Genomic DNA, 25,488 nt, shown 5'->3' on the forward strand with positions numbered 1-25,488 from the left:
TTTACTTTACTCTCTTAAACTTTGTTCCCCGCAGCCGTTTTATCAGCCGCTGCCACCACGAAGGTCCTTCCAGTTTCACCGGCTTCTTTCTGCCGATCAGGAAGAAGCCGACTTTTCCCACTAATACGATCATCACAAGTTCTCCGACCAGCAAAGCCCCATACAGATTCAAATAAAAGATGATATTCTTTGCTCTCGGGATGAACTGATTCATCCCGACGGCAAAGCGGATTGCCAGACTCATGACCTGACAGTCCAGATGCGTCAGCATGACGATCAGCGAATTGCTCCCGAGAAAACCGAGCAGCCATATTTTTTTTACATGCCGGAAGATCAGCAGCAGACCGATGGCCGCGCTGCATGCGCCGAGATAAAAATAAAATACATTATGAAACACGAGAAAGTGCATGTCTACCCTGCCATTGGCAAAAGCGACCGCTCCGTTCAGAAACAGGCAGAGAATGCCTACCATCACTTCCTGCCCTGCACGCAGCCGCAGATCACAGAGCCAGCAGTATACGCCGTATCCGATCATCAAAAAGACAAGCGCCGGAAATACCCGCAGCAATGCCATCAACAGACTGCCAAACCAGCCCAAGAACACGTTTTTCTCCATCTTGATAAAAGTCTGAATAAGCCATACCCCCAGCACCGGCACCCATACGGAGCCAAAGCCGATCACACACAACAGCCATATGGGATACTGCTTCCTGATCAGAACATAAAGGCACAGTTCCCCGAGAAAGATCGTCGGCAGAAACCACAGCACGGAAATGCCGTAGAAGGAAAGACTCTGAATGACAGCCGTATTGATAAACTGCTGATCGATCACCTGCGGATGGACAAACAGATAATAATAGTCCACCCCAAGGTAGATGAGGCTGAACCAGAAATAAGGAAGTATCATCCCATGAAAACGCCGCTTTACATAGTTGCCAAACGGCTCCTGATCCGACTGTTTATGGGCAAAGAGCATCCCCGATACGATAAAAAACAAAGGCATATGAAAGGATGCCAGCCATGTCAGCACGCCTTCCGGGACATAACTGGAATGTCCGACTACGACAAGAATAATGCCGACTCCCTTCACCATGTCGAGATAATCCAACCGTTTTCCTTCCATCTTCTTCACCCTTTCCTTTCCCCTGTCATTCCTGCATTGCCTGCTTTCTCCCCGCATATCCGTCTTTCTCCACAGACTACTGAAAATTCTGCAGCACGAACTGTATCTGTGTCCTGCCCCGGAATGTATTGCGCTCCGGGTAATAGGTAACACTGATCTTCCCCTTTTCCTGCCAGAAGGCAAGCAGCTCTTCCTGATCTCCGAAATATGTCAGCTCATACTTGCCTCCATATTCATCCAAAACCGTGTATTTGCCTACCCGCCTGTCCTTTCCGAATATCCTGCTTCCAAGCAGCGTCACATTCTTCTGCGCAAAGAGCGGTTTTCTGTTTCCATTGCCAAATGGTTCCAGCAGGGAAAACTGTGAGAGCAGTCTGTCCGTCACATATCCGAACGGCATCGGCACATCGATATGGATCTTTTCCGTCAGCTCTTCTTCCGTCAGCATACATCCGGTCTCGATCCGCTCGATAAATGGCTCCATATTTTCTCTCGGCAGCGAGAGTCCCGCCGCCATCTTATGGCCGCCATATTTAGTATATAAGTCTTTGCATTTGCTCATCTCCTCATACATGGAGTAGGCTTCGACCGAACGCCCTGACCCCTTGAGCCCTTCCTCCGCATCTGTGAGCACAAAAACAGGCCTGCCGTAGCGCTCCCGGATTCTACCGGCGATAATACCGGCCAGTGACTCATGACAATCCGGCAGATAGACGACCAGCACCTTCCGGTTCTCCAGCCCCCGCCTCTCTATTTGCGCCTGGGCCTCCTCCACACCGCGCTGTGTCATCTCCTTGCGGCTCTCATTCAGATGTTTCAAATCCGTGGCAATGGGAAGCGCTTCCTCTCTCGCCCCGCACTGCAGCAAAGACAGCGCCCGCCGCGCCGTATCCAGCCGGCCGCTGGCATTGAGACAGGGCCCCAGTACAAAGCCGACATGATAGGCCGTCAGCGTACGGCCCGAAAGCCCGCACACTTCTATCAGCGCACGCAGTCCGGCGTTCTCTGTATTCTCAAGAGCGCGCAAGCCGTATTTGACGATGATCCGGTTCTCATCCACAAGTTCCATCACATCACCGACCGTGGCAAACGCTGCCATCTCCAAAAAGGCATCCAGCGCTTTCTTTGCGCCATATCCGCTCATCTCATAGAGCGCCTGCATCAGCTTCATCGCCACGACGGCGCCGCAGATCCCTGAAAAAGGATAACCGCAGTCCTGCTGCTTTGGGTCAATGACCACGGCGGCAGGCGGTATCCGATAACACCTGCCTCCTTCTGTCTCTTCAAACGGCACCTCATGATGATCCGTGACGATGACCGTCATACCGAGACTGTTGGCATAGACGATCTGTTCATAAGCCGCGATCCCGTTATCGCATGTGAGAATCGTATCGATCCCTTCCTCATGCGCCGTCCTGATCAGTTCCATATTCAGCCCATAGCCGTCCTGAATACGGTGGGGAATGACCGTATCCACCACAGCGCCCAGCGTTTCCAGTCCTTTTGTCAATATATAGGCCGCCATAATGCCGTCAATGTCATAATCTCCGATCACACGGATCTTAACACTCTCTTTTATTTTCCTAAGCAGCAGGGCCGATGCCTCCGTCAGGCCTTTCATACGGCCCGGAGCATAGAGATCATCTGTCGTACCATGCAGGTAGCGGCCGATGGCTTCCTCGCCCTCAACATCCCGGTTGCGGATCAGCCTGGCTATGACCGGGTCTATGGAAAACGTCCTGCCAATCTGTTCAAAGTCGGCTCGTTTTGCCGCCATGTACCACTTTTCTTTCTTCATCCTTCCACCTGGAATCCTGTCTGATGTCCTATTATGAAAGAAACCCTCTCGTTCTGAGAAGGTTTCAAGTCCTCTTAATCTTTCTTCTTTCCCGCAATCTTCGTGCGCAGCACATACCAGAGTGCACCTGCAAGACAGATCGACGAATACGTACCGCACAAAATACCTACCATCAGCGGCAGCGCAAATTCGCGGATCGATGTGACGCCGAGTCCATACAGTGCCGCCACCATAAAGAATGTCGTCAGAGAAGTGAAAATACTTCTCGAAAGCGTCTGTGTGATACTCTCGTTCACCACATCTGCCAGTTCCGCCTTCTTTTTCGCCATCCCGAGATTCTCACGAATTCTGTCAAAGATGACAATGGTCGCGTTGATCGAATAGCCGACGATCGTCAACATGCAGGCGATAAAGGTGCTGCCCACCGATACTCTTACTGCCGCATAGAACGCCAGCACAACCAGCACATCGTGAAGCAGCGCGATGACAGCGCTGGCTGCAAAGCGGATGTCTTTAAACCGGAACCAGATGTAGACGAGCATACAGGCCGTCGCGATCGCAACGGCAATGATCGCGTCTCCACGCATCTCGGAACTGATCGTCGAGCTGATCGTCTCCGCTGTGATCTTTTCCGTGTCCACCCCGAATTCCTCGGCCAGAGAAGCGTTCAGAGTCTCCCTTTCCGCCACGGTGAGCGTCCTTGTCTTAACGATGACCTCATTGGTGCCGCTCACTTTCTGCGTCTGAATATTGCCGTCCCCGGTCACTTTTTCAATCACAGGCACAACCTGCGCATCGATCTCTTCAATGCTCAAATCCTCATTAAAGACAATATTGGTGGAGGTGCCGCCTTTAAATTCCAGACTGTAATTCAGGACATCTCCCGTACCGGACGCATTGATCCCCATACATACGACCCCGGCTGCGATCACGAGCAGGGAAGCCGCAAAGAATACCATCTTTTTCGAAAGAAAGTCCAGCTTCTTCCTCTCTCTGGCTACGCCGTAATATTTGACATCTTTCAGTCCAAGCGCATACAGCGCGTTCAGAATAAGCCGCGTCACAAACAGCGCCGTAAACATCGAGACGATAATACCGAGCGCCAGCGTCTGCGCGAAGCCTTTCACACTGCCGCTCCCCTTTACACCGAGCACAAGCGCCGCAATCAGTGTCGTCACATTACCGTCGATAATCGCAGACAATGCTTTCTGGAAGCCGATCTTGATCGAAGAATGTACGGTCTTGCCGGTAGCCAGCTCTTCCCGGATCCTGGCAAAAATAATCACGTTGGCATCGACCGCCATACCGATCGAAAGAATGATACCGGCGATCCCCGGCAGCGTCAGTGTAATCTGGAACGCATTCAGCAGAACAACAATCAGTCCCACATAGATCCCCAGAGCCAGCGATGCCGCCAGACCGGGAACGAGGTAAATGACAAGCATGAACAAAACGACAAGCCCCATCCCGATCGCGCCGGCTTTCAGACTCGTCTGAATCGCCTCGGAACCGAGCTGCGCGCCGACAACGTTCGAACGAAGTTCCTCCAGCTCCAGTTTTAATCCACCGATGCGGATCGTGGAAGCCAGCTTGTCCGCTTCTTCAAAACTGGCCATTCCGGTAATCACCGCCTTGCCGTCCGTAATCTCGTCGTTCACAGAGGGCGCGCTCACGATCATTCCGTCATATAAAATAAAGATAATGTCACGATTCGGCGCTGCCTTGGCAGTCGCTTCCGCAAATTTGCTCCGTCCTTCTTCCGTCAGTGTAAGCTGTACCACGTACTCACTGTTGCCCATCTGATTCTGCTGTGTCCCGGCCTGGGCATCGGCCACATCCGTACCCGTAAGCACTTCTGTCCCGTCGGAAGCCATAAAATACAGAGAACCCGGCTGCCCCAGTTCCTCTAAAATGGCATTGGCATCGGACACGCCCGGAATCTCGATATTGATCCGGTCACTGCCCTCCTGATATACCTGAGACTCTGTGCTGTAGCCTTCCACACGCTGCTGCAGCTTATAGATGGTGTCCTTCATATCTTCATCCGAAGGCGCCTCCTCACCGACTACCTGATAGGTGATGCTCACACCGCCGGCCAGATCAAGTCCCTGCTTGATGTCGGACGCCGCGCCTGCCAGCAGAACTGTCTGCTCTCCGGTCTCCATATCCGTATTGACTCCGACCGGAAATCCATACACGGACGTGTAAGACAAAAGCGCCAGCAATACGGCCGTCACCGCAAGAATCAGTATCGCTCTACTCTTTTTCATCCTGTTTTCTCCTTTTTATTCAGACAATGCCGCCTTTATCATGATCGCACATTCGACCCGTTTCCTCTGCAGCTCACAGCCGATGTCATAGGCATCTCTGATATGACCGTGGAAATGATAAGAATTGGCCGCACAGCCGCCGCTGCAATAAAATCTGGCAAAGCAGTCTCTGCATTTCTCCTTCGCATAGACATTACAGCTCTTAAAATCCTCCTGAATCTCTGTGTTCGTAATCCCGTCATCCACATTTCCCATCAGAAACGCTTCCTCACCGACGAACTGATGGCACGGATAAAGATCTCCCCACGGCGTTACCGCCAGATACTCCGTCCCTGAGCCGCAGCCTGAGAGCCGTTTGGCGACGCAGGGACCTCCTTCCAGATCTATCATAAAGTGGAAGAAATTGACCCCTTTCCCCGCTTTGCTGCGCTCAATCAGCGCCGCTGCCAGTCTGTCATACTCTTCCAGTAAAGCCGGAACATCCTCCTCGCGTATCGCGTATGCTTCCTCTTCCCCGGCGACTACCGGCTCCACAGAAATCTGTTCAAAGCCAAGATCTGCCAGATGCAGCACATCCTCCGCAAAATCAAGGTTATGACGTGTAAAGGTGCCTCGCACATAATAGTTACTCTGCCCCCGGCTCTCCGCCAGCTTCCGGAATTTCGGCACGATCAGGTCATAGCTGCCCTGACCGCCGCGAAACGGCCTCATCCTGTCATTGACCTCTTTGCGCCCGTCGATGCTAAGTACGACATTGCTCATCTCTCTGTTGAGAAATTCCGCAATCTCATCATTCAGAAGGACGCCGTTTGTCGTCAGTGTAAAACGGAATTTTTTATGATAAGGCTCTTCCAGACTTCTGCCGTATTCGACCAGCTTTTTCACGGTCTGCCAGTTCATCAGCGGTTCTCCGCCAAAAAAATCAACTTCCAGATTGACTCTGTTGCCGGAATTGCCAACGAGAAAATCAAGCGCTTTCTTCCCCGTCTCAAAATCCATCATCGCCCGTCTGCCATGGTATTCCCCTTCCTGCGCAAAACAGTATTGGCACGCCAGATTACAATCATGGGCAATGTGAAGACAGAGCGCTTTTACAACCGTATCCCGGTTTTTGAAATCAACAATATAGTTCTCATAGACATCTTCTGCAAAAAGTGCCCCTGCCTCTTTCAGTTCCAGTATTTCCCGAACGGTCTCCTGACATTCCTCCGGCGTGTAATCAGTCTCTCTCTCAGCTCTCCTTGCAATCTCGGAAATCTCTGTCACCTGGTCACGCAGTGACGCTTCCACAATCGGAATCAGATCATATGCAGTGTCGTCAACGATATGTACGGAGCCACTGTTTACATCCAGAACGATGTTGTAGCCGTTACTCTTATATTGATGGATCACGTAAAATTTCCCTTCCTTTTTTATATGCCCCTGTACGGTTCTTTCTCTGCGCTGCGTATGCCGTGAGACGGCTGATTTCCTCATACGTCCCTGCGCATAATATAAGCAGCGACAAATATCGCTGCTTACCCGTTCTTTCCCTACGGCACCGCTGGGCAAAGATCATACCAGCACCCGGAGATTTTATTTTCCTGCTTTCTCACAGCTCTGGTTTCCTACTGTGCAGGACGTCTTGCAGGCTGACTGGCAGGATGTCTGGCACTCGCCGCATCCGCCTTTTTTCATGGACTCCTGTAAATTTCTCGTGCTCAATGTCTTGATGTGTTTCATCTTTATATCCTCCTTATCATCCGCCCCTGATCGGAAACGGATATTATATTCTCTGTCTTTCTGCTTTCCTGTATAACGGCAAAAGTATACCACAACTTCCAAAAAACGTCAACAAACAGTCGCATTTCTTTCACGGCAAACGCCTCTATCCGATCATTCCTCCGAGCATACCGCTCCCCGCACAGATAAAAAATACCGTCACCAGATTTCCCGAGATTCCCGCCGCCCCGCGTTCGATGACAACAGATACACAGAGAAGAATTGTAAAATACAGTACCCCGGCCAGCAGTCCCCACAAAAATTTCCGACTGCCCATCTTCTTCCCGGATGCAAATCCGGCAAACAGGCAGGCGGCTATGTAAATAAAAATAATAGAGATCGACACCGCTTTCTCCGATAGCCCGAAGCGGTAAAGAAAGAGCGCCAGGAATAAAAGCAGGCCTACCGTCAGTATATAGGAAAAGAGCAGACATTTTAAATAAAAGGTTACATAAGAATTGTTTTTTACCGAAGCCTTCATTGTCACACCTCCTGTTCCTATATATATGCCCGGAGGCGGCTGAACTTGACAATCTCTTTTATCTTATTATATGATTAGGCACATGGAGGCCTGCATGGACAGGCACAGACCGGATGACACACTTATCCGCATTACATATGGATCGGGAGGTTTTTTATTTGGACACAGACAGTTGGATTGGATTTCTCATTCTCGCTCTTTTGCTCACGCTCTCTGCCTTTTTCTCATCGGCGGAAACAGCGCTCACAACAGTAAACAAAATACGGATCCGTACTCTGATTGAAGAGGAAAACAGACGCGCCGTCACAGTGCAGAAAATACTCGATAACTACAGTAAAATGCTGAGCACGATTCTTGTCGGCAACAATATCGTCAATATCTCCGCCTCATCGCTGGCAACCACACTTGCCATCCGCATATGGGGCAGTTATGCAGTCGGTATCATGACAGGCGCACTGACTCTCTTCGTCCTGTTATTCGGAGAAATCATGCCCAAGACATGGGCGATGTATAATTCCGAAAAGATTTCTCTCGCCTACGCCGGGATCATCTACTCACTGATGGTACTGTTCACACCGATCATCTTTGTCGTGGACCGTCTCTCCGGCGCCATCATGCTGCTTTTCCATATCAACACTGCCAAAACACAGAGCGCCATGACAGAACGGGATCTGAAGACCTATGTGGATGTGAGCCACGAGGACGGAGCCATTGAGACGGAAGAACGGGAAATGATCTACAATGTGTTTGATTTCAGCGATTCCTCCGCAAAAGACATTATGATTCCCCGCATCGACATCACGATGGTGGACATTACAGCCTCCTACAATCATCTGCTGGCCGTTTTCCGCGAATCCATGTATACAAGAATCCCTGTCTATGAAAATGACACGGACAATGTCGTCGGTATTGTCAATATCAAAGATTTTCTCTTTGTTCCCAATAAAAGAGCTTTCCGGATTCAGGATATTCTGCGGGAAGCCTATTACACTTATGAGTATAAGAAAACGGCTGATCTGATGATGGAAATGCGGGAAGCGACGATGAACGTCGCCTTCGTCTTAAACGAATACGGCGCCTGCGTCGGTATGATTACCCTGGAAGACCTGCTGGAAGAGATCGTCGGAGAGATTCGTGACGAATACGACGAAGATGAACAGGAACTGATTAAGGAAGTCGGCGAAAGACAATATCTGGTCGCCGGAAATGTGAAACTGGATGACATCAACGATGCCCTCGACATACAGCTCATCTCCGAAGACTATGACTCCATCGCAGGCATCCTCATCGGTACGCTCGACCGGCTGCCTCAGACCGGAGAGACCGTCACGATCGGCAACGGTATGACAATCCGCGCGGAAGAGATCAACCAGAACCGCATTGAAAAAGTGCTGCTCACCCTGCCGGAACCGGAAGAAATGACGCCGCAGACGGAGGAAAATGATGAAATGGATATTCCCACAGAAGAAATTTGAGGCCTGCTCCGCCTGTTTTCCCAGCAGTGATCTTTTCTGATTCAGCATTTCCATCCGATGCGGCGATCCCTTTTGATTCAGCGTTCCCTTCTATTTCAGAGTCCGTACGCTGTCCCGCTCGATAAAAGTCGTGGACACATGCACCTTCGTCGTCACCGTGTCGCCGCGGATGATTTCCTGCAGCCGTCTTGCCGCGATCCTGCCAAGTTCCTGTTTGGGCACATAGAGCGTCGTCAGCGGCGTGGAAGCCACCGCCGCAAACGGCAGATCGTCAAAACCGATGATCGACACATCTTCCGGTACTTTCAGCCCGCATTCCGTCATCGCTTTCATGGCGCCGAGCGCGATCATGTCATTGTCCGCGATAAAAGCCGTCGGCAGCTTCACACCCCGCTCCAGATGTGCTTTCATACCGCCGTAGGCGCTGTCCATTGTCGTTCCCACCGTCAGCGTGTATTCTTCGCGGATGGGAATCCCCGCCCTGCGCATTGCCGACCGGTACCCCGCACCCCGCATCTTGAACGGTGTAATCCGGAAATTCCCCCGCAAATATCCGATCTGTGTATGCCCCTTTTCAATCAGATACCGCGTGGCATAACGAACCGAATCTTCGTTGTTGATCTGCACGGAATTGAACGACATCTCTCCGTTCCAATAGTCGACAACAACAAAGGGATTGGTGATCCTGTTCAGCAGCTTAATGTCTTCGGAGAGCATCTCCGTTCCCAGCATTATGATCGCCGAAGATTTATCATGCAGCAGACTTCTGACCTGCTCTTCATAATACATATCCTGCATATCAAGAATGCTCATGACCATATCCATTCCGTTCTCCCGGCATTCCTGCTCAATCCCTGTCAGCATCAGCGGGAAAAAGGGAGTGTCTTCCACAATGCTTCCGTCTCTCTTGAATGTGACGAACTTCAGTTTCGTGATCCGGGACTCGTCAAAATATCCCAGTTCCTGCGCCGCTTTCAGCACCCGCGCCGCCGTTTCCGCATTCACGCCGCGTTTATAATTCAGGGCGTTGGAGACTGTGGCGGTGGAAACCCCCGTGATCTCGCTGATCTGTTTCATGTTTACTTTCATAGCCGCTGCTTTCCTCTACAATGACCTGATGTCTTCCGGTATGCCGTTATTTCGTCATGGTCCTTTTCACAGCGTCTTTCCATCCTGCGTAGCGCTGTTCGCGGACATACCCTTCTATTTCTGAATTATAACTGGTTCGGCGCATTTTCTCAAATATTTTTTCATCCAGTATACCGGCCGCCAGCCCTGCCGCATAGGCGGCCCCAATGCCCGAGAGCTCTTCCGCCTCGGGAATCCTCACGGGAATGCCGAGCTGATCGCTCTGAAACTGCATCAGATACTTATTCCTGGTGGGACCGCCGTCCACGCGCAGTTCTCCGATGGCAATGCCCGAAGCCTCGCTCATCGTCTTCACGATGTCGGTAATCTGATAAGCGATACAATCCAGCGCCGCACGTACAATCTCCGCCTTGCCGGTCGTCCGTGTGATGCCGCAGATCACCGCAGCCGCTCTGCTGTCCCAATAAGGCGCACCCAGACCGGAAAAGGCAGGCACCAGGTACGTCCGGTCGCCCGGCACGGCCTCTCTCGCCAGCGCTTCCGTCTCCCCTGCCGATGCGATCAGCTTTACCTCGTCTTTCAGCCAGGTAATGACCGCGCCTGTGTAATTGATATTGCCTTCCAGCACATAGTTGACCTTTCCATCCAGCGACCAGGCCAGCGACGTGACAACGCCGAGATCGGTAAAGACCGGTGTCTCTCCCGTATTCATCATGATCGAAGAACCGGTCCCGTAAGTCGCCTTCACCATGCCTTTGTGCAGGCAGCCCTGCCCGAACAGCGCCCCATGGGAATCCCCGAGGACGCCCCGGATCGGAATCGGCTTTTCCAGAAAGCCGTCAAAATCCGTCTCCCCGTAATCGCCGTTGGAATCTGCCACTTCCGCCATATAGGATACGTCAATGCCAAAGAGATCCAGGATTTCTCTGTCCCATTTCAGCTCCCGAATATTGAAGAGCTGCGTCCTCGAGGCATTGGAATAGTCCGTCTGGAAACGCCTGCCGCCCGTGAGCCGGTACACGAGATAGCTGTCGATCGTACCGCAGGCGATCCCGCCTGCTCCGGCCTTTTCTTTCACCCCGTCGACATTTTGAAAGATCCATGCCAGCTTGGCCGCGGAGAAATACGGAGACAACTGTAGTCCTGTGCGCTCCCGGATCATCCTCGCATACCCCTGTTTCTCAATCTGTTCGCAGATCGCCGCGCCCCGGGCGCACTGCCAGACAATGGCATTGTACACCGGTCTGCCGCTCTCTTTCTCCCAACACGCCGCCGTCTCTCTCTGATTGCTGATCCCGAGCACCGCCAGTTCGGATTTGTCGATGCCCGCCTTCTCCACCAGATTTTTCACTGTCTGTATCGTATTATTGTAAATTTCCTCCAGATCATGCTCTACCCAGCCACGTTCGTCTACCATCTGTCTGTGAGGAAGGTCGCTCCGGCACAGGAGCCTGCCTTCCTCATCAAACAAAAGAGCCTTTGTGCCCTGGGTACTCTGATCAATCCCCAACACATATCTGCTCATATTCTTCCCTTTCTCTCCGGTGCACCCGCACCGCCTGCTGCCGGAAAGCGCTTACGCGAGCGCTTCCGCCGCCGTTTTGGCGATTCCTTCCGCATCCAGTCCATAATGGGCAAACACTTCCTTCGAGTTGCCCGTGATCACCGGTGCATCCGGCAGAGCCAGATTGACAACCTTCTTCGGGCAGTGTTCCCCGATCACCTGACTGACCATCGAACCCATGCCACCAAACGGAGAGTGCTCTTCCACCGTCACCACGACTCTGGCATTGCCGGCAGCCCTGAGAATCCCTTCCGTGTCAAGCGGCTTCACACAGTACATATCGAGCACCGTCGCGCTGATGCCTTTCTCTCCGAGAAGCCCGGCCGCTTCCCTGGCAGGACGTACCATCTCGCCACAGGCAATCAGGGCCACATCTGTCCCCTCACAGAGCACCGTCGCTTTGTCCATCTCGAACGGGCAGTCATCCTCCGTATAAATATCTTCCACCGGATTTCTGCCGACACGGATATAGGCCGGTTTGTCATCTGTGAGAAGCGCCTCGATCAGTTTCACAGTCTGGAATCTGTCGCTCGGCAGATAGACGCGCATACCAGGGATCGATGACATCGCCGCAATGTCCTGCGCCGAGTGATGGCTCATACCGAGCGCGCCATAGCTGATTCCGCCGCTGATGCCGATCAGCTTTACATTCGTATTCGAATAGCACACATCCACTTTGCACTGTTCATAGCTGCGGGTGCTGAGGAAGCTGGCCGGAGACGCAGCAAACGGCTTTTTCCCGCATTTGGCCAGGCCGGCTGCGATGCTGACAAGATTCTGCTCCGCAATGCCTGTCTCGATAAAATGTTCCGGATATGTACTGGCAAAGGCGGTCAGCGACGCGCTGCCCCTGGAATCGCTGCACAGTACGACAATCTCCTTATCTGTCTTTACTTTTTCCATCAGCACATCACAGATAGCCTGTCTGTTCGGAATCTTATTCATATCAGTGTGCCTCCTTTCTCTCTGCAAAATCTTTCATGATCTGCGCATACTCCTCCTGTGTCGGCACTTTGTGATGCCATCCTGCCTTGTTCTCCATCACGGCCGAGCCGCAGCCTTTGACCGTATTGGCAATGACGACCGTCGGTTTTCCTTTCACCGTCTTCGCCTCTTCCAGTGCGGCGATCACCTGCTCCACATCGTTTCCGTCACTGACATCAACCGTATTCCAGCCAAAGCTGCGGAATCTCTCATGCAGATCGTCATGCGCCATCACATCCTCCGTATTGCCGGAAATCTGCAGCCGGTTTCTGTCCACAACCGCACAGAGATTGTCGAGCTGATAATGAGATGCCGCCATCGCGCCTTCCCATACGCTCCCTTCCGCCAGCTCCCCGTCTCCCATAACGGTATAGACGCGGTAATCTTTTCCATTCATCTTGCCGGCCAGCGCCATACCCACGCTGACAGGCAGACCGTGTCCAAGTGAGCCGGAGTTCATCTCAATGCCGGGCAGTTTGTTGTTCGGATGGCCGATATATTTCGAACCGAATTTACTGAAATTCTGAATGACCTCTTCGATCGGGAAAAATCCCTTTGCCGCCAACACCGCGTAGAGCGCCTCCACACAGTGCCCCTTGCTCATGACAAAACGGTCTCTGTCCGGATCATCCTGATTTTCCGGACTGATATTCATTACCCCAAAGTAGAGCGCGATCAGGGTATCGATGACACTCATGTCCCCACCAATGTGTCCGCCTTTTCCTTCCACGATCATATCCACGACATTTTTTCTCAGGTCGTAAGACAGTTCCTTATAATTCACCATGTTCTCTTCCCTTTCCCGCAGCCTCTCATTCGCCGCGCAGATATGCCTTTACGTCTTCTTCGATCGGATCATACAGATCAGGCTTCACACCGATATATTTACATGCCTCATACAACACCGGCACGACGTCTTTGTGAATACCCACACAGTGATGAATGTAAGGCCCTTCCACGATCTTCGCCTCCAGACGTTTGATATTGTCCACCTCTACCCAGAGATAAGTGCCCATCCCTTTTGGGCCGTCCACGCCTTTCGCATTGCCCAGAAGCAGGGAATACTCACCCTCATCGCCGTCAAAACGCGCCAGCGTCACAAGGCCGTGCTTTGCCTGCGCCGTGATTGCCCCCGGATGATCGAAAGCCAGCGGATAGGTGATCTGTGGTTTTTCCTGCGCGCAGGAGATCGGCCATGGACCGCAGTGCTGCAACAGCTCACCATTCTCAATATCGGGATGGCGGATCGTCCAGTCTGCGAAAAAGCTCCTTGTATCGTCCAGCGCAGCCGCTTCCACCATCAGCGCCGTGATCGCACCATGAATGTCCGTCTCACACACGACCGGAATCCCTTCCTCGTTCAGAAGCGCATTGGCCGCGCACGGCATAATGCCGATTTCGCTCTGCAACTGATTCCAGCACTGGATCGCCGCCGCCTGGCAGCCGTATTTTCTGACGAGATTACCCATGGCTACTTTCAGTGCAGCCACATTCTCCAGCTCATCGTCTTTGATTTTAATCTCCATCTGTTCCCGGCAATAGGCAACCACCTTCGCCACTTCCGTACCTTCCGCCTTCGCCTTTTTCATCTCGTCGGTCAGTTCCGGCATCGGCACAGGCGCCAGTTGAATATTGAATTTCTCCAGCAGCTCGCCCTCATTGCACATCGTCGACCAGAACTCAAACGGCCTTGTGGAAATCTGTAAAATACGGATATTTTTAAATGTCCTGACAACATTGCACACCGCCATAAAATCCCGCAGTCCCCGCTCGAACACCGGATCGGTCACGCGGCAGTTTGTCATATAAGTAAAGGGAACGCGGAATCTCCGCAGTACCTTACCGGTTGCAAACAGTCCGCACTGCGTATCCCGCAGACGCGACCCGTCCGGCTCCGGTCTCTCATCAAGCGGTCCCCAGAGCAGCACCGGCACGCCCAGTTCTTTCGCCAGTCTCGCACACTCAAATTCCGTGCCGAAATTTGCATGTGGCAGGAACAGACCGTCCACCTTCTCCGCCCGGAACTTCTCGACAATCCGAATCCGGTCGTTGTCGTCATAGAGCAGCCCCTCTTCGTTGATGTCCGTGATGTCCACGAAGTCGATGCCCAGTTCCTTTAATCTGTCGGCAATGATGCCTCTGTATTTGATCGCATCCGGCGCGCTGAAAATACTCCTTCTCGTCGGTGCGTAGCCAAGTTTTACCTGTGCCATATTCTCTCCTCCTTCTGCCGCCCGGCGTCTCCCGTCACTATGCGGGAAACGCCACGCCTGCCCTCAAAATAATATTGGGATACGGGGTAAATTCCCCGGTCCTCACTGCAAATCTGCACTCGGCGGACATCTTTTTCAGGTCCGCATGAGGAATCTTCTCTTCCTCCGCATCCGGCAGTTTCTTATGAATATAAGCAAGCAGTTCGGGATTTTTCTCATCAATCTCTTCCGCGATCGTATAAGCCTCAATCTCCGTCTCTGCCAGTATCGCATCCATCGTCTGCCGGAACGTCGGAACACCGCCGCAGAGCGCCAGATCCACAACCGGCACCCCTTTGGGGATCGGCATACCCGCATCACCGACCATAAACGTATCTTTATGTCCTAGTGCAGCGATCAATCCGATGAGCTGCGCATGTAAAATACCGTTTTTTTTCATTGTCTTATCCCCTTTGCCTTCCTGTAATATTCACTGCCTGTAATGTATGGTTATTTATTCTCATTGCGGGCCTGCAGCGCCATCTTAGCCTGAAGATTTCTCTGCGTCTGATCGATGACAACTGCGAGAATAATCACGAGGCCACGAATGACCTTCTGCCAGAACTCGGACACGCCGCACATTGTCATACCGTCATTGATAACACCGATAACGAAAGCGCCCACGACCGTACCGAGGATCGTGCCGGAGCCGCCCGCCATGGAAGTACCGCCGAGCACAGTGGCAGCAATGGCGTTCATCTCCCAGCCGTCACCGGAAGCCGGATGAGCTGCGGAAAGCTGCGCCGTGTTAATCATCCCGACCCAGGCCGCGCAGAAGCCGGAAAGCATATAGACGAGAATCTTGATCTGATCGGCCTTGATTCCGGAAAGCCTTGCAGACTTCTCGTTGCCGCCCACACCGAGCACATACCAGCCAAATGGCATCTTTTTCAGCAGGATGACGGCGATGACTGCCAGTACGGCAAATACATAGACGCCCGCCGGAATGCTGGCAATGTTGCTGCCCAGCGTTTTAAATCCTGTATTTCCCAGTCCTTCATAACCGGCAATGTCCGGGAAGGTCGCACCGCCGGAACGCAGATTCGCGAATCCGCGGCAGATATACATCGTGCCCAGGGTGGCGATAAACGGCGCCACGTTCAGCTTGGTGATGATCAGACCGTTGATCCAGCCGATCAGCGCGCCGATGATGAGCATGACGAGGACGATGACCGGCACGCTGAAATAGAGCGTCACACCGGCAAACTGTAACGTCAGCCCCTCCTGGATGAGACCGCCGGCAAGCATACCGATCAGGCCGACAACCGATCCGACCGACAGATCAATGCCGCCCGTGATGATGACAAACGTCATGCCGAGTGCAAGAATACCGTATAAGGCCACATGTTTCGCAATCATCGTCATCGTCGACGGGTCTAAAAAGTTATCTTTGACGATGCTGAAAAATATGACAAGGATAATCAGAACGATAAAGGTACGTCCTTTGAGCAGCGTCATCAGCATCTGATTGGAATTCATTTTCTTCGTTTTCATAATTCGCTCCTTTCCATCTTACGCATGCGCGCCGGTGCCAAGTCCGGCATAAGATGCCCGTACGAGTGCATCCTCGGTGATCTCAGTTCCCTGTAGTTCGCCCGTACATTTCCCGTTTGACAATATGTAGATCCTGTCCGCGATGGCCATGATCTCTTTCAGCTCGGATGAAATGACGATAATGGACAGACCCCGCTCCGCGTACTCATGGATAATCTCAAAAACTTCCGTCTTGGCGCCAATGTCGATCCCTCTGGACGGCTCGTCGAGCAGCAGCACCGTAGGATCAGTCAGAATCCCCTTGCCGATCACGACTTTCTGCTGGTTTCCGCCGGACAGAGACAGGATCGGGAGCTTTTTATCTGCCACCTTGATATGAATGTCCGCAATCTGTTCCTCTACCGCTTTTTCCTCTTCCTTATTGTCGAGGAAAATTCCTTTGACATATTTCTTCATCGAGGCGATGGATGTATTCTTGCAGATGTCCAATGTCTGGATCAGTCCCTGACGCTGGCGGTCTTCCGGTACGATGGCGAACCCGTTTTTGATCTGCTCGGAAATACTTCTGATCTTCAGCGGCTTCCCCTGATAGATCACCTCCCCTTTGTGCTCGGGACGCATTCCCATCAGACACTCGAACAATTCGCTGCGCCCGGCTCCCAGAAGTCCGTAAATGCCGAGTACTTCGCCCTTTTTCAGGTGCATGTTCACGTGTTCCAGAAGGTACCCGCCGCCCTTTTTCTGCAGGGTCAGATCTTTGATCTCCAATATCTTTTCCGCCTTGTTCAGATCGATGCTTCTCTCGAATCTGTGATATTGCGTGTTCTTGCCGACCATATTTTCCACGATCCAGCTCAGCTCGATGTCCCTGACATCCGCATCCGCTACATATTTGCCGTCCCGAAGCACTGTCACATGGTCCCCGATCTCCATGATCTCCTCCAGACGATGCGATATATAGACGATGGAAATACCGTCCGCCATCAGTTCCCGCATAATCTTAAACAATACCTTCACTTCCGCCGCCGAGAGAGAGGAGGTCGGCTCATCCATAATCAGTACCCGCAGATCGTCCTGGATGAGATTTCTGGCGATCTCCACCATCTGCTGCTGCCCTACACGCAGATCTCCGACAAGCGTTTCCGGCGGGATTTCATGTTCCAGCCGCTCTAATATCTTCTTTGCACCCTCCACATGGGCTTTGTCGTCAAGAAACAGCTTCCCTTTTCTATGTTCATGGTTCATAAAGATATTCTGATACACTGTCAGATTTGGAAACAGACTCAGTTCCTGATGAATGATACCAATGCCCTTTTCTCTGGCCGCCGTCGTATCCTTAAAAAATACTTCTTCCCCGTCCATGTACATTTTGCCGTTCGACGGCTGCTCGATCCCCGCGATCATTTTCATCAATGTGGATTTCCCGGCGCCGTTCTCACCGATCAGCACGTTTACCTTTCCTTTTAACAGGTCAAAAGAAACGCCATCCAGCGCTTTCGTGCCCGGATAAATCTTATCTATTTTTTCACAATGGAGAACAACATTCGGATTATCAAACATAATGCTCCTCCTTTTATTCAATCGACATTTCTACCGGCGTGATCACAATCTTACCGCTGCTCTCCGCCGCTGCCCCTGTAAATGTCACCGTCTTGCCGGCCACACTCTCGTCCAGTCCAAGAGGCGCCACGACCTGTGTATCTGCCTCTTTGTTCAGCGCTTTCGCATACTGAGACCATTCTGTCTGGTTGGTAAAGCTCTCGAACCCCTTGAGTGTCTGGGTATCCCGAAGCGCCGTACCGGAATAGACACCGCCTGCCTGTATCTGCACTTCCCCCTCATAGCCGTCCAGTGTCACGAGCAGGTAATGCTTGGGCGTCTCCGTATTGTATTCCACGATCTTCGCCGTTCCGGTCACTGCCGTGCCGCCTCCGACGCCCGCACCGATCGCCTGTGCCGCGTCTGTGGCATTCGCTTTCAGCTCATCTACCACGGCCGTCCAGTCATTGCTCGATTCCGCGCTGGAATCAAACTCCTGCTGCCCGGTAAAAGAGCTCTCCTGCCCAATCGGCACGACCGTAACAATACCGCAGGCCGTGATACTCAGCGATGCCATAACTGCCGTGATCATAAGAACCAGTTTTTTCTTCATATTCCTTCTCCTATTATCCCGTTTTGTTATCTTTCCGGGGAAAGAAGGGACGACTCATACCACGCCGTCCCTTTCCGTTTCCCTGCTATCCGATTACTCTGTATAAACAAATGCAGATAATTTATCTACGTTATCGGCTGTAATTGCCACACAGGGAACGAGCTGTTTCTCTTCTGCGGGAGCTGTGCCCTTCAGATAAGCGTCAGCCTGCTCTACTGCCATTTCTGTGATCAGTGCGATTTGCTGAAGCGCCGTACCGACCATGTTTCCGGATTTGATATAGTTCGCTGCGTCATCGGAGCCATCCACACCGATAATCTTGATGTCATCACGGCCTGCATCGATACATGCCTGAACTGCGCCACATGCCATCGTGTCGTTGCCGCAGATGATACCTGTGATCTCCGGATTGGACTGAAGGATTGCTTCCGCTTTCTCGTAGCCCTGCGTCTGATCCCAGTTTGCAGACTGCTGTGCTACCATCTCCATGTCCGGATATTCATCGATGACAGAGTGGAAATTCTCGGAACGTACCTGACAGTTCGTGTCGGATTCCAGACCGAGCAGTTCCGCATATTTGCCTTCATAGCCCATTGCCTCGACCCATGCTTCCGCGATCGCTGCCGCACCCTGTGCATTGTCTGCTACAAGCTGTGCGACTGCAAGACCGGACTGATTGATCTCACGGTCTACGAGGAAAGTCGGGATTCCTGCGTCATAGGCTTTCTGAATTGCCTCGATGGAAGCGTCTGCACCTGCATTGTCACAGATAATTGCTGCCGCGCCGTCTGCGATCGCTGCCTCGAACATCTCAAGCTGTGTCGCCGCATCATCGTCATGGGAGAAGCATTTCACTTCATAGCCCAGTTCCGTACCCTTTGCGGTTGCAATATCCTGTACGGTCTTAAAATAAGCGTTGGAGGTGGAAGGGGTGATGCAGTAAATGATGTTGCTGCCGCCGCCCGGAAGCAATTCTCCTGATGCCTCTGCGGGTGCTTCCTCCGGCGCCTCCGCTTCCTCTGCGGGCGCTTCCTCCTGTGCCTCCGGCGCTGCTTCCTGTGCCGGTGCCGTCTCCTGCGGTGTGCTTCCGCAGCCGACAAGCATCGCTGCGACCATAGCCACGCTCAGGAGCGTTGCCAAAACTTTCTTTCTCATAATACGGTTTCCTCCTTTTCCTGTTTTGAAATTGTTGTTCGCAACCGTTGCGATTGCTTGTTTGGAATTATAAATTATTTATATAAATATTTCAATATTTTACGAGTAAAAATTTTTAACTTCGACAGTTTTCACATTTATAATGACAATATTTTGGTAGTGTTGCACAGTAATATTCTGTTTTATTGGAATATCCATTATATTTTACTGTTGTTCTGTTATTTCATTTATATAAATATTTATATAAATATTAAGTTTATTATTTAGATAGGAAATCCACATTTTCCGCACAAAAAAAGAACCGGTAAAGATATTTTTCTCTACCGATTCCTTTTTGCAACTCATATCATTTTCTCTTACGCCTTACCGGAACCTGACATTCATATATGCCTTAATCTCTTCAATACACCGTTCCATGCCCAGTTTACTGCTGTCCAGGCACAGGTCATAGTTTCTGGCATCTGTCCACTCTCTTCCGGTATAATGTTTGTAGTAATCCGCCCGCTCTCTGTCGGTCTTCTGGATAAATTTTCTGATCTCTTTCTCTGGCATGCTCAGCTTCTGCTTGGCCTGCTCGATACAATACTCTTCCGGCGCATGGACAAATACGCTCAGCACATTGTCATAATCGCGCAGCACATAGTCTGCGCAACGGCCGATGATAATACAGGATTCTTCCTCCGCAAGCTGTTTGATCACCTTTGCCTGATAATTAAACAGATTTTCCGCAGAAGTAAATCCCCCGCTCTCCGGTGAGATCAGCTGCCCCTGATAAACCCTTTTGGAGATCCGCAGCAGCGGACTGTTCCTGATCTTCTCGTCCGCGCCGACAAACAAACGCTCATTGATGCCGCTCTCCTCCGAGGCGATCTTCAGCAGTTCCTTGTCATAATAATGAACGCCCAGATCTTCGGACAACATCTGTCCGATCGTACGACCGCCGCTTCCATACTGTCTCGCGATCGTAATGACAACTTTATCCATCTTTCCTCCTCCTTTATTCCCCCAGATATGCTTTCTTAATGGAGTCATCATTCATCAGTACATCCGCTTCGCCTTCGAGCACGATCTTCCCTGTCTCCAGAACATACGCCCTGTCCGCGATTGACAGCGCCTTTTTCGCATTCTGTTCCACGAGAAGCACCGTCGTGCCGCTATTACTCACTTCCCTGATAATATCGAATATCTCATTGACAAAAATCGGTGAGAGTCCCATGGACGGCTCATCCATCAAAATGATCTTCGGATGAGACATCAGTGCCCTGCCCATCGCCAGCATCTGCTGTTCGCCGCCGGAGAGTGTCCCTGCCATCTGGCTTTGACGCTCCTCCAGACGTGGAAAGCGCTCATAGACCATTTTCAGAGTCTTTTCAATCTCGTCTTTGTCTTTTCTCGTATAGGCTCCCATACGAAGATTTTGCAGCACGGAAAGCTGGGCAAAGATTCGTCTGCCCTCCGGCACATGGGCCATTCCCATCGATACGATCTTATGTCCCGGCACTTTTGTGATGTCCTTTCCTTCGAACAGGACAGAGCCTTTTTTCGCCGGTAAAAGTCCGGTGATCGTATGCAGTGTCGTTGTCTTCCCCGCTCCGTTGGCGCCGATCAGCGCAATGACTTCCCCTTCATTGACCTCAAAGGAGATACCCTTGATCGCCTGAATCATACCATAATAAACTTCCAGATCTTTTATCTCAAGCATTGCCATCGCTATTCCCCCTATTCTCCCAGATATGCCGTGATGACCTGCGGGTCGTTGAGCACCTTGCTCGTCTTGCCCTGCGCCAGGATTCGCCCGAAATTGAGCACGGTGAGCGCTTCACAGATTCCGGACACCAGTTTCATATCATGTTCGATCAGGAGAATCGTCATATCAAACCGGTCGCGGATCAGCCGGATCGTCTCCATCAGTTCCTTTGTCTCATTGGGATTCATCCCGGCAGCCGGTTCATCGAGAAGGAGCAGCTTCGGGTTCGTGGCAAGCGCTCTGGCGATCTCCAGCTGTCTCTGCTTGCCGTAAGGGAGATTGGCGGCCAGAAGGTCCGCCTCACCGCCCAGATCGAAGACCTCCAGAAGCTCCATTGCCCGCTCATCCATTTCTTTCTCCACCCTGCGGTAAGACGGCATCCTCAAGATGCCCGCCAGAGAAGAATATTTATAATTGTTATGCAGCCCGGCCTTTACGTTGTCCAACACGGACATACCCTTAAACAGACGGATATTCTGAAAGGTCCTCGCTATGCCCTCTTTATTGATGTCGATCGTCCGTTTGCCCGTAATATCCGTCCCATCCAGCCGGATAATACCCTCGTTCGGTTTGTACACTCCGGTCAGCAGATTGAACACCGTCGTCTTTCCGGCGCCATTGGGCCCGATCAGTCCATACAGCTGTCCTTTCTCAATCCGGATCTCAAAATCATCGACGGCGCGAAGTCCGCCAAATGAAATACATAAATTCTGTACCTCTAATAATGCCATATCTTACTCCTCCGTCTTATGGAACAACCGTCTCAGGGAATACCGTTCCCGCAGCTCGATCGCCTTGGGGCTCCAGTTAAACAACATCATGACGATCAGCACAATCGCATAGATCAACATACGGTAATCACTGAGTCCCCGCAGCAGCTCCGGAAGCAGCGTGAGCACGATCGCGGAGATCACAGATCCTCTGATATTTCCGATACCGCCCAGCACGACAAAAACCAGGATCATGATCGATCTGTCATAACCAAAGTTTTTCGGCAGCGCTGTCAGCGTGGAGAGATTATGGGCATACAATACGCCTGCCACCCCTGCGATCGAGGCAGACAGTGTAAACGCCATCAATTTATATTTCGTGACATTGATTCCGATCGATTCCGCCGCAATCCGGTTGTCACGGATCGCCATGATCGCACGGCCGTCTCTCGAATGGATCAGATTCATGATGATAAAAAGCGTCAGCAGCACAAGCAGCACCCCGATCGTAAAATTGGAGTCCTGCGGCGTACCTGTAATTCCCTGGGGACCGTTGAGGATCGGCTTACTGCCCGGCTCCAGCCCCAGATCCATAATGTCTTTCATGGAAAAATGAAAACCGCTGCTGTCTCTGCCGATATAGAGCGCATTGACGATGTTTTTGATAATCTCTCCGAACGCCAGTGTCACGATAGCCAGATAATCGCCCCGCAGACGAAGCACCGGGATGCCGATCAGCAGACCGCAGGCCGCCGCACAGACGGCGCCAATGACAAATGCCAGCACAAACCGCAGCAGCGGCGGCATGACCTCTTTCACGCACATGGAAAAGAACGCGCTCGTAAAGGCGCCCACGCACATAAATCCCGCATGTCCGAGACTCAGTTCTCCCAGAATACCCACGACTAGATTCAGGGAGACCGCCAGCATCACATAAATACACAGCGGCACAAGCAGACCCTTCATCAGGCTGGAAATATGTCCGGTCACACCCAACAGCGTTACGACAAGATACGCGGCAATCACGATCCCGTATGTAATGATATTTTGTTTCATTATCTTATTTTTGTTATTCATCTTCCTGCCCTACACTTTCTCCTGAATTTCCTTACCAAGAATACCGGTAGGCTTTACAAGCAGCACGATGATCAGCACCGCAAATACGATCGCATCCGCCATCTGCGAAGAAATATATGCTTTTCCAAAGATCTCGATCACACCCAGTAAGATACCGCCGATCATAGCGCCCGGAATGGAACCAATGCCGCCGAATACGGCCGCCACAAAGGCTTTGATGCCCGGCATTGCCCCCGTATACGGAGTCAGGGAAGGGTACGTCGAACAGAGCAGTACGCCTGCCACTGCCGCCAGCGCGGAACCAATCGCAAATGTAAGCGCAATCGTTCCATTGACATTAATTCCCATAAGCTGCGCCGCTCCCTTATCTTCCGAGACTGCCAGCATCGCCTGTCCTGCCCTGGTCCGCCTGATAAACAGCGTCAGGCCCGTCATGATCACGATGCAGGCGGCGATCGTCACGATCGTCTCCCCCGAGATCGTCAGCGCGCCGTCGGCAAGCGTAAGCGTCGGTACGGTGACGACGGAAGTGAACGATTTCGTGTTGGCGCCAAAGAGCAGGAGTGCCACATTCTGCAGCAGATAGCTGACACCGATCGCTGTAATCAGTACCGCCAGCGGAGACGAAGCCTTGCGCAGCGGCTTGTAAGCGACCTTTTCAATCGTCATCCCGAGCACGGTACACGCCGCCATGGAAACGAGCACACCCAAAATCGGCGGCAGCCCCAACCCGCTCACGAGCAGAAACACGACATAGCTTCCAACCATAATCACGTCGCCATGGGCGAAATTCAACATTTTTGCAATTCCATATACCATGGTATAGCCCAGCGCTATGATAGCATAGACACTGCCAAGACTGATACCATTGATCAGATACGAAACAAAACTCATAAGTACACCTCTTCATTTTTAAGACTGATTGCATATATTTCCCGCAGCGCAATGCACTGCTAATGCTCATTATAGCATACCTGTTACGGCACAGGCAAGAACGCCCGGGAAAGTCCGCAGGAATCTTCGCTATGTAAAAAGGTACAGTGCGGTGAAACACTGTACCCCTCTGTACTTTTCTATAAACGATTACATGGCAGCGTATGCGCCGTCTGTGATCTTAACAGCCTTCGGCGCTTTGTTCGGTTCGCCGTCAGCGCCCCATGTCATGCCTACGCCTGTCAGACCATCAATCGTGATCTCTGTCATGGATACTTTCAGTGCCTCACAAATATCGGAAGCGCTCATGTCAGGCGTCGCGCCTGCTTTTTCAAGCGCTGCTTTCAGTGCATAAATGCCGTCATAGGCATCTGCTGCGAACTGGTTCGGAATGTCACCGTAAGCGTCCTGATATGCCGTTACGAAATTCTGTGTCAGTTCATCTTCCGCATCTGCCGCAAACGGTGTCAGAAGCATCACGCCCTCTGCAAGAGACGTATCAAAATCCTCTACTGCAAGAATACCGTCCAGACCGTCACAGCCAAAGAAGATCGGTGCATATCCCATCTTATCTGCCTGACCTAAAATGATAGAAGCCTCAGTATAATAAATAGGAAGGAATACAAGCTCAGCGCCGGCATCTTTTGCTTTCTGAAGCTGCACGGAAAAATCTGTGCTGCTGTCTGCGGTAAACGCCTCCGCGGATACGATCTCAAGACCCTGGTTGGGAGCTTCTGATGCAAATGTCTGATAAATACCGGAAGAATATACGTCGGAACTGTTGTAGATAACCGCTACCTTTGTCGCCAGCTTATTCTCGCCGATGTACTGCGCGGATGCGCTTCCCTGGTTCGGGTCGGAGAAACATACGCGGAATGCGTTGTCATACTGGATACTCTCCACCGCGGACCCTGAAGGTGTAAGCTGGAACAGATTATCCTCATGGGACTTCTCAACGACTGCGGTACAAGGTGTACTCGTTACCGTACCAAGCAGCATCTGCATATCCCAGTCTTTCAATGTGTTGTAAGCGTTGACTGCCTTCTCTGCGTCATGCTCATCATCCTGGAAATTGAACTCGATCATGGCGCCGTTCACGCCGCCTGCCGCATTGATCTCATCGACTGCCAGCTGAGCCGCATTTTTTACTGCCTGACCGTATACTGCTGCCGCACCAGTCACAGGGCCGATCCCACCGATCCGGAACGCTGCACCGTCAGATGCCCCTGCGCTCTCTCCTTCCGCTGCATTTTCTGTCGCCGTACTCTCCGGCGTCGTGTTGTCTGTTGTAGAATCAGAAGCTGCAGTCCCTCCGCAGCCTGCCAGGGTAGCTGCCACCATAGCTGATGCTACAACAATGCTGAACATTTTTTTCATAATCTCTTCTCCTCCATTCTGCATTGCGAATTATATGCACAAAAAG

At 51.8% G+C, this 25,488-nt stretch carries 23 protein-coding genes; 1 reads left to right on the top strand and 22 read right to left on the bottom strand.

From position 1 onward, the window contains the following. Window position 1 precedes the first annotated feature (1 nt). The 6 genes from V1224_10500 to V1224_10525 form a co-directional block, all read right to left on the bottom strand. Window positions 2–1,123: an acyltransferase family protein gene (locus V1224_10500; GenBank protein WWR17462.1), complete on the bottom strand. Its 1,122-nt coding sequence runs from the start codon at window positions 1,121–1,123 to the stop codon at window positions 2–4. Window positions 1,124–1,199: 76 nt separating this feature from the next. Continuing rightward, window positions 1,200–2,921: a single-stranded-DNA-specific exonuclease RecJ gene (gene recJ / locus V1224_10505; GenBank protein ID WWR14923.1), complete on the bottom strand. Its 1,722-nt coding sequence runs from the start codon at window positions 2,919–2,921 to the stop codon at window positions 1,200–1,202. Window positions 2,922–2,995: 74 nt separating this feature from the next. Next, complete coding sequence (gene secD, locus V1224_10510; protein WWR14924.1) at window positions 2,996–5,191, bottom strand: protein translocase subunit SecD; 2,196 nt, start codon at window positions 5,189–5,191, stop codon at window positions 2,996–2,998. Between the two features lie 15 nt (window positions 5,192–5,206). Next, complete coding sequence (gene scfB, locus V1224_10515) at window positions 5,207–6,583, bottom strand: thioether cross-link-forming SCIFF peptide maturase (protein WWR17463.1); 1,377 nt, start codon at window positions 6,581–6,583, stop codon at window positions 5,207–5,209. Between the two features lie 183 nt (window positions 6,584–6,766). Then, window positions 6,767–6,913, bottom strand: a complete 147-nt coding sequence (gene scfA, locus V1224_10520) for a six-cysteine ranthipeptide SCIFF (GenBank protein ID WWR14925.1) — start codon at window positions 6,911–6,913, stop codon at window positions 6,767–6,769. Between the two features lie 145 nt (window positions 6,914–7,058). Further along, complete coding sequence (locus V1224_10525; GenBank protein WWR14926.1) at window positions 7,059–7,433, bottom strand: TIGR04086 family membrane protein; 375 nt, start codon at window positions 7,431–7,433, stop codon at window positions 7,059–7,061. Between the two features lie 158 nt (window positions 7,434–7,591). Here V1224_10525 and V1224_10530 point away from each other — a divergent pair, with 158 nt between their 5' ends. Then, window positions 7,592–8,908, top strand: coding sequence for a hemolysin family protein (locus tag V1224_10530; GenBank protein ID WWR14927.1), 1,317 nt, complete (start codon window positions 7,592–7,594; stop codon window positions 8,906–8,908). A 90-nt stretch (window positions 8,909–8,998) separates the two neighbouring features. On the opposite strand, the gene V1224_10535 is transcribed toward V1224_10530, so the two are convergent. The 16 genes from V1224_10535 to V1224_10610 all read right to left on the bottom strand — a co-directional run bounded on the left by V1224_10535 (window position 8,999) and on the right by V1224_10610 (window position 25,442). Further along, on the bottom strand, window positions 8,999–9,997 hold the full coding sequence (locus V1224_10535; GenBank protein WWR14928.1) for a LacI family DNA-binding transcriptional regulator: 999 nt from the start codon (window positions 9,995–9,997) through the stop codon (window positions 8,999–9,001). Window positions 9,998–10,043: 46 nt separating this feature from the next. Continuing rightward, window positions 10,044–11,522 (bottom strand): glycerol kinase, encoded by a 1,479-nt coding sequence (locus tag V1224_10540; protein WWR14929.1) that lies wholly within the window; start codon window positions 11,520–11,522, stop codon window positions 10,044–10,046. A 51-nt stretch (window positions 11,523–11,573) separates the two neighbouring features. Then, window positions 11,574–12,506 carry a transketolase C-terminal domain-containing protein gene (locus V1224_10545; protein ID WWR14930.1) on the bottom strand — a complete coding sequence of 311 codons (933 nt, stop codon included), beginning with the start codon at window positions 12,504–12,506 and terminating at the stop codon, window positions 11,574–11,576. A gap of 1 nt (window position 12,507) precedes the next feature. After that, entirely contained in the window at window positions 12,508–13,332 is an 825-nt protein-coding gene (locus tag V1224_10550) for a transketolase (GenBank protein ID WWR14931.1), read from the bottom strand. 25 nt (window positions 13,333–13,357) lie between these two features. Beyond that, window positions 13,358–14,758, bottom strand: coding sequence for an L-fucose/L-arabinose isomerase family protein (locus V1224_10555; GenBank protein WWR14932.1), 1,401 nt, complete (start codon window positions 14,756–14,758; stop codon window positions 13,358–13,360). 37 nt (window positions 14,759–14,795) lie between these two features. Further along, window positions 14,796–15,197, bottom strand: a complete 402-nt coding sequence (gene rbsD, locus V1224_10560) for a D-ribose pyranase (protein ID WWR14933.1) — start codon at window positions 15,195–15,197, stop codon at window positions 14,796–14,798. 50 nt (window positions 15,198–15,247) lie between these two features. Further along, on the bottom strand, window positions 15,248–16,294 hold the full coding sequence (locus tag V1224_10565) for an ABC transporter permease (protein WWR17464.1): 1,047 nt from the start codon (window positions 16,292–16,294) through the stop codon (window positions 15,248–15,250). Between the two features lie 15 nt (window positions 16,295–16,309). Continuing rightward, window positions 16,310–17,851 (bottom strand): sugar ABC transporter ATP-binding protein, encoded by a 1,542-nt coding sequence (locus V1224_10570; protein ID WWR14934.1) that lies wholly within the window; start codon window positions 17,849–17,851, stop codon window positions 16,310–16,312. A gap of 13 nt (window positions 17,852–17,864) precedes the next feature. Continuing rightward, complete coding sequence (locus V1224_10575) at window positions 17,865–18,443, bottom strand: DUF2291 family protein (GenBank protein ID WWR14935.1); 579 nt, start codon at window positions 18,441–18,443, stop codon at window positions 17,865–17,867. 93 nt (window positions 18,444–18,536) lie between these two features. Further along, window positions 18,537–19,598 (bottom strand): D-ribose ABC transporter substrate-binding protein, encoded by a 1,062-nt coding sequence (locus tag V1224_10580; protein WWR14936.1) that lies wholly within the window; start codon window positions 19,596–19,598, stop codon window positions 18,537–18,539. A gap of 363 nt (window positions 19,599–19,961) precedes the next feature. After that, complete coding sequence (locus V1224_10585; protein ID WWR14937.1) at window positions 19,962–20,582, bottom strand: cytidylate kinase-like family protein; 621 nt, start codon at window positions 20,580–20,582, stop codon at window positions 19,962–19,964. 13 nt (window positions 20,583–20,595) lie between these two features. Beyond that, the gene (locus V1224_10590; protein WWR14938.1) at window positions 20,596–21,306 is read right to left on the bottom strand and encodes an ABC transporter ATP-binding protein; all 711 of its coding nucleotides are present in this window, start codon (window positions 21,304–21,306) and stop codon (window positions 20,596–20,598) included. 11 nt (window positions 21,307–21,317) lie between these two features. Then, complete coding sequence (locus V1224_10595) at window positions 21,318–22,076, bottom strand: ABC transporter ATP-binding protein (GenBank protein ID WWR14939.1); 759 nt, start codon at window positions 22,074–22,076, stop codon at window positions 21,318–21,320. A gap of 3 nt (window positions 22,077–22,079) precedes the next feature. Beyond that, the gene (locus tag V1224_10600; protein ID WWR14940.1) at window positions 22,080–23,132 is read right to left on the bottom strand and encodes a branched-chain amino acid ABC transporter permease; all 1,053 of its coding nucleotides are present in this window, start codon (window positions 23,130–23,132) and stop codon (window positions 22,080–22,082) included. 9 nt (window positions 23,133–23,141) lie between these two features. Beyond that, window positions 23,142–24,026 carry a branched-chain amino acid ABC transporter permease gene (locus tag V1224_10605; GenBank protein WWR14941.1) on the bottom strand — a complete coding sequence of 295 codons (885 nt, stop codon included), beginning with the start codon at window positions 24,024–24,026 and terminating at the stop codon, window positions 23,142–23,144. A gap of 189 nt (window positions 24,027–24,215) precedes the next feature. Continuing rightward, on the bottom strand, window positions 24,216–25,442 hold the full coding sequence (locus V1224_10610) for an ABC transporter substrate-binding protein (protein ID WWR14942.1): 1,227 nt from the start codon (window positions 25,440–25,442) through the stop codon (window positions 24,216–24,218). Window positions 25,443–25,488 lie beyond the last annotated feature (46 nt).

The sequence above is a fragment of the Lachnospiraceae bacterium JLR.KK008 genome (assembly GCA_037015955.1).
Taxonomy (GTDB): Bacteria; Bacillota; Clostridia; order Lachnospirales; family Lachnospiraceae; genus VSOB01.

What these genes read in the sequence shown, in the direction of transcription:
- V1224_10500 (WWR17462.1), bottom strand. Translation starts at nt 1,123, where the DNA reads ATGGAAGGAAAACGGTTGGATTATCTCGACATGGTGAAGGGAGTCGGC.
- recJ (WWR14923.1), bottom strand. Translation starts at nt 2,921, where the DNA reads ATGAAGAAAGAAAAGTGGTACATGGCGGCAAAACGAGCCGACTTTGAA.
- secD (WWR14924.1), bottom strand. Translation starts at nt 5,191, where the DNA reads ATGAAAAAGAGTAGAGCGATACTGATTCTTGCGGTGACGGCCGTATTG.
- scfA (WWR14925.1), bottom strand. Translation starts at nt 6,913, where the DNA reads ATGAAACACATCAAGACATTGAGCACGAGAAATTTACAGGAGTCCATG.
- V1224_10525 (WWR14926.1), bottom strand. Translation starts at nt 7,433, where the DNA reads ATGAAGGCTTCGGTAAAAAACAATTCTTATGTAACCTTTTATTTAAAA.
- V1224_10535 (WWR14928.1), bottom strand. Translation starts at nt 9,997, where the DNA reads ATGAAAGTAAACATGAAACAGATCAGCGAGATCACGGGGGTTTCCACC.
- V1224_10540 (WWR14929.1), bottom strand. Translation starts at nt 11,522, where the DNA reads ATGAGCAGATATGTGTTGGGGATTGATCAGAGTACCCAGGGCACAAAG.
- V1224_10545 (WWR14930.1), bottom strand. Translation starts at nt 12,506, where the DNA reads ATGAATAAGATTCCGAACAGACAGGCTATCTGTGATGTGCTGATGGAA.
- V1224_10550 (WWR14931.1), bottom strand. Translation starts at nt 13,332, where the DNA reads ATGGTGAATTATAAGGAACTGTCTTACGACCTGAGAAAAAATGTCGTG.
- V1224_10555 (WWR14932.1), bottom strand. Translation starts at nt 14,758, where the DNA reads ATGGCACAGGTAAAACTTGGCTACGCACCGACGAGAAGGAGTATTTTC.
- rbsD (WWR14933.1), bottom strand. Translation starts at nt 15,197, where the DNA reads ATGAAAAAAAACGGTATTTTACATGCGCAGCTCATCGGATTGATCGCT.
- V1224_10570 (WWR14934.1), bottom strand. Translation starts at nt 17,851, where the DNA reads ATGTTTGATAATCCGAATGTTGTTCTCCATTGTGAAAAAATAGATAAG.
- V1224_10575 (WWR14935.1), bottom strand. Translation starts at nt 18,443, where the DNA reads ATGAAGAAAAAACTGGTTCTTATGATCACGGCAGTTATGGCATCGCTG.
- V1224_10580 (WWR14936.1), bottom strand. Translation starts at nt 19,598, where the DNA reads ATGAGAAAGAAAGTTTTGGCAACGCTCCTGAGCGTGGCTATGGTCGCA.
- V1224_10585 (WWR14937.1), bottom strand. Translation starts at nt 20,582, where the DNA reads ATGGATAAAGTTGTCATTACGATCGCGAGACAGTATGGAAGCGGCGGT.
- V1224_10590 (WWR14938.1), bottom strand. Translation starts at nt 21,306, where the DNA reads ATGGCAATGCTTGAGATAAAAGATCTGGAAGTTTATTATGGTATGATT.
- V1224_10595 (WWR14939.1), bottom strand. Translation starts at nt 22,076, where the DNA reads ATGGCATTATTAGAGGTACAGAATTTATGTATTTCATTTGGCGGACTT.
- V1224_10600 (WWR14940.1), bottom strand. Translation starts at nt 23,132, where the DNA reads ATGAATAACAAAAATAAGATAATGAAACAAAATATCATTACATACGGG.
- V1224_10605 (WWR14941.1), bottom strand. Translation starts at nt 24,026, where the DNA reads ATGAGTTTTGTTTCGTATCTGATCAATGGTATCAGTCTTGGCAGTGTC.
- V1224_10610 (WWR14942.1), bottom strand. Translation starts at nt 25,442, where the DNA reads ATGAAAAAAATGTTCAGCATTGTTGTAGCATCAGCTATGGTGGCAGCT.